The sequence below is a fragment of the Dietzia sp. CW19 genome (genome assembly GCF_014145265.1).
In the GTDB taxonomy this organism is placed as follows: domain Bacteria; phylum Actinomycetota; class Actinomycetes; order Mycobacteriales; family Mycobacteriaceae; genus Dietzia; species Dietzia natronolimnaea.
The window spans coordinates 1-3,418 of the sequence record NZ_JAALEE010000408.1; the positions used below are offsets into that span (position 1 = coordinate 1).

Sequence of the window (3,418 nt, forward strand, 5' to 3'; positions counted from 1 at the left end):
CCGGTGGCGGGCCCGCCGGCCCCTGCGGTGGCGTCCCCGAAGGGGGTCAGGGTGGGCAGGGGGCCCGCCGAGGCCGGGAGGAGGGCGAGGAACCCCGGGATCGTCCCGGCGAGCATGAGCGAAGGCATCCCCGAGCGCACCGTCAGGTGCGGTCTCGACCCCTCGATGTCGGTGCCGTCGCGGGTGACCGGTCCCCCCGACCCCGGAGCGGCGACCTCCTCGGCCACCTCGTCCGCGCTAGGTGCGGTGGCCTCCGGGGAGCCGAGGACGACGACCGCCGCCGCGAGCCCGAGCCCTCCCACGAGAACCGGGAGGGCGATGAGTCCGGCAGCGGCGACCCTCATGCCACTCCTCCACACATGCGCTCAGTGTATTGATGACGCGACCACTGTCCCACCGAATGGGGATCTTGGAAAGAGGGTTCGGTCACACGGAACGCGAACGGGCCGCACCCGGTGTGGGTGCGGCCCGTTCGCGGATCCGTCTCCGGGACTTCCGTTCTCGTCCCGCAGGTCTCAGCCCAGGCGCTCCTTGAGGGCGGCGAACTGCTCGTGCACCTCGGCCGGGACCTTGGGTCCGCAGAACTCCAGCCACTCGGTGATGAGCGGGAGCTCGCGGCGCCACTCCTCGGGGTCGATGGCCAGTGCCTCCTCGACGTCCTTGAGGGGGGTGTCGAGGCCGGTGAGGTCGATGTCCGAGGCTCGGGCGGTGAAGCCCGCGACGGTCTCGTCCGCCTCGACCCGGCCCTCGATGCGGTCCACGACCCACTTGAGGACCCGGCTGTTCTCGCCGAACCCGGGCCAGAGGAAGCGACCGTCCGCGCCCTTGCGGAACCAGTTGACCAGGAAGACCTTGGGCATCTTGTCGCCACCGCGGGCGCCCATGTCCACCCAGTGCTGGAAGTAGTCACCGACGTTGTAGCCGATGAAGGGCAGCATGGCCATCGGGTCGCGGCGGACCGCGCCGACCTGGCCCTCCGCGGCCGCGGTCTGGCCGGAGGAGAGGGTGGCACCGATGTAGACGCCGTGGTTCCACGAGTGGGCCTCGCTCACCAGCGGCACGGTGTCCGCGCGGCGACCGCCGAACAGGATGGCCGAGATCGGCACGCCCTCGGGGGAGTTGAACTCCGCGGCCGTGACCGGGCACTGGTCGATCGGCACGCAGTAGCGGGAGTTGGGGTGGGCGGCGTTGCCGGCCCCGCCGTCGCCCACGGGCGTCCAGTCGTTGCCCAGCCAGTCGATCAGGTGGTCCGGGGTCCCCTCCAGGTCCTCCCACCACACGTCGCCGTCGTCCGTGAGGGCGACGTTGGTGTAGATGGAGTTGCCCGCCTCCAGCGTCTTCATGGCGTTGGGGTTGGACGAGTAGTTGGTGCCGGGCGCGACGCCGAAGAAGCCGTACTCCGGGTTGACGGCGTAGAGCCGGCCGTCCTCGCCGAAGCGCATCCAGGCGATGTCGTCTCCCACGACCTCCGCGCGCCAGCCCTCGATGGTCGGCTGCAGCATCGCGAGGTTGGTCTTGCCGCACGCGGACGGGAAGGCCGCGGCGATGAAGTAGACCTTGTCCTCCGGGGAGATGAGCTTGAGGATGAGCATGTGCTCGGCCATCCAGCCCTCGTCGCGGGCCATGGCGGAGGCGATCCGCAGCGCGAAGCACTTCTTGCCCAGCAGCGCGTTGCCGCCGTACCCGGATCCGAAGGACCAGATCTCCCGGCTCTCCGGGAAATGGGTGATGTACTTCTCCTCGTTACACGGCCACGAGACGTCCTCCTGGCCGGGCTCGAGCGGGGCGCCCACGGTGTGCAGGCCCTTGACGTACGCGCCGTCGGAGCCGATCTTCTCCAGCGCGGCGGTGCCCATGCGGGTCATGATCTTCATGGACACCACGACGTAGGCGGAGTCGGAGAGCTCGATGCCGAGCTTGGGGTCCTCGGCCTCCAGGGGGCCCATGCAGTAGGGCACGACGTACATCGTGCGACCACGCATGCTGCCGCGGAACAGCTCGGTCATGTGGCCGCGCATCTCGGCCGGGTCCCGCCAGTTGTTGGTGGGGCCGGCGCCCTCCGCGGTCTCCGAGCAGATGAACGTCCGCGACTCGACCCGCGCGACGTCCTTGGGGTCGGACTGGGCGAGGAACGAGTTGGGCTTCTTGGACTCGTCGAGTTTCACGAAGGTGCCGTGCTCCACCAGTTCCGTCGTGAGGCGGTCCCACTCCTCGTCGGAGCCGTCGGCGAAGACGACCCGGTCCGGCTGGGTCAGTTCGGCGACCTCGGCGATCCACGCGAGCATCTCCGCGTGATCGGTTGGCGCCTGACCCTCGAGGCCGGGAATGGTGGTGGTGGTCATCACAGCTCCTCGTACACGGTGCATGGTATCGATCACACACTATCGTCAACCCGATGGTCCCGCCGCCTTCCGGGCCCCGATCGTGGCCCCGACGTGAGCAATGCCTCAACTTTTCAGATGTGGCCGTGGTCGATGCGTTCCCACCGGGCCGGGGCCGGCGACGATTCGGGGGACCCGGCACGGGCCTCGTTGGTGAAGCCCCCGAACGGGACCCCCTCCGCGGGATTGGCCAGGCGCCAGGAGTCGTAGCTGCCGTCGAACCGGACCGTCGAGACGTGGTCGACCGTCCCGTCGCCGTCGACGTCCGTGTAGACGGTGAGCCCCCGGCCGTCCCCCCGGGTGACGGCCTCCATGAAGCCGTCGCCGTCGAGATCCGCCTCGGGTGAGCCGAGATCGAGGACGCCGTCACCGACCGGGACGTGCAGACCCAGGGACGAGGCCTCGGCGAGCGGGGCGCCGTCGAGGCCGCACACGTCGGGCCTGGCACTGAAGTCGGACGGTTCGGAACCGGGGAAGGGGTCGGTCATGTCGAGGGGCTCCCTGGGGTGGCGAGGGCGGGCGGGGGAGTGCCTGCGGGCCCCGCAACAGTAGCCGCGGAAGCGGTGGTCGGGGTGGGCGCGGGTGCCCTCCCCGTGAGCCGTGACCGGCGGATACGGCGTTCGAGGTCGCCGACCCGGGGGCCCGGGTCATGGGCGAAGCCGTCGGTGATGGTGGCCTCCGCGGCCAGGATCCTGGCGCCGAGGGACTGTTCGACCTCCGCGCGCAGGGCGCCCAGACGTTCGGTCACGACGGCGGACGTGTGGGACCGCAGCGTCTGGGTCCGCCTGACCGTGACCGTGGTCCACCCGAGCGCGACGCCGCAGAGCAACGCCAGGGGGATCACCACCGCCGCCAGCCCGGGGATCTCGGCGAGTGGGGACAGGAGCATGCGCCCCACCCCGGTCCCGCCGGCCGCACCCATGATCATCACGAGTGCCTCCTCGCCGTGGTTGCGGGGCGGACGACCCGGGGCGATCCCGCCGGACGGTGCGGGGATCCGCGGTGTGGTGGGCGCGGCGGCCCCGAGGTGGCGGGCC

General features: G+C 70.9%; 3 protein-coding genes and 1 pseudogene. All 4 read right to left on the bottom strand.

The genetic code is table 11. The features are described from left to right. On the bottom strand, positions 1-344 hold a 344-nt coding region (locus G6021_RS12220), incomplete at its 3' end, for a hypothetical protein (RefSeq protein WP_182641406.1). Between the two features lie 171 nt (positions 345-515). Further along, positions 516-2,342, bottom strand: a complete 1,827-nt coding sequence (locus tag G6021_RS12225; RefSeq protein ID WP_179523600.1) for a phosphoenolpyruvate carboxykinase (GTP) — start codon at positions 2,340-2,342, stop codon at positions 516-518. 113 nt (positions 2,343-2,455) lie between these two features. Next, on the bottom strand, positions 2,456-2,869 hold the full coding sequence (locus tag G6021_RS12230) for a DUF6802 family protein (RefSeq protein WP_182609868.1): 414 nt from the start codon (positions 2,867-2,869) through the stop codon (positions 2,456-2,458). Beyond that, positions 2,866-3,418, bottom strand: a pseudogene (locus G6021_RS12235) (hypothetical protein); the annotation flags it as partial. The gene G6021_RS12230 and the pseudogene G6021_RS12235, both read right to left, overlap by 4 nt.

What these genes read in the sequence shown, in the direction of transcription:
- G6021_RS12225 (WP_179523600.1), bottom strand. Translation starts at nt 2,342, where the DNA reads ATGACCACCACCACCATTCCCGGCCTCGAGGGTCAGGCGCCAACCGAT.
- G6021_RS12230 (WP_182609868.1), bottom strand. Translation starts at nt 2,869, where the DNA reads ATGACCGACCCCTTCCCCGGTTCCGAACCGTCCGACTTCAGTGCCAGG.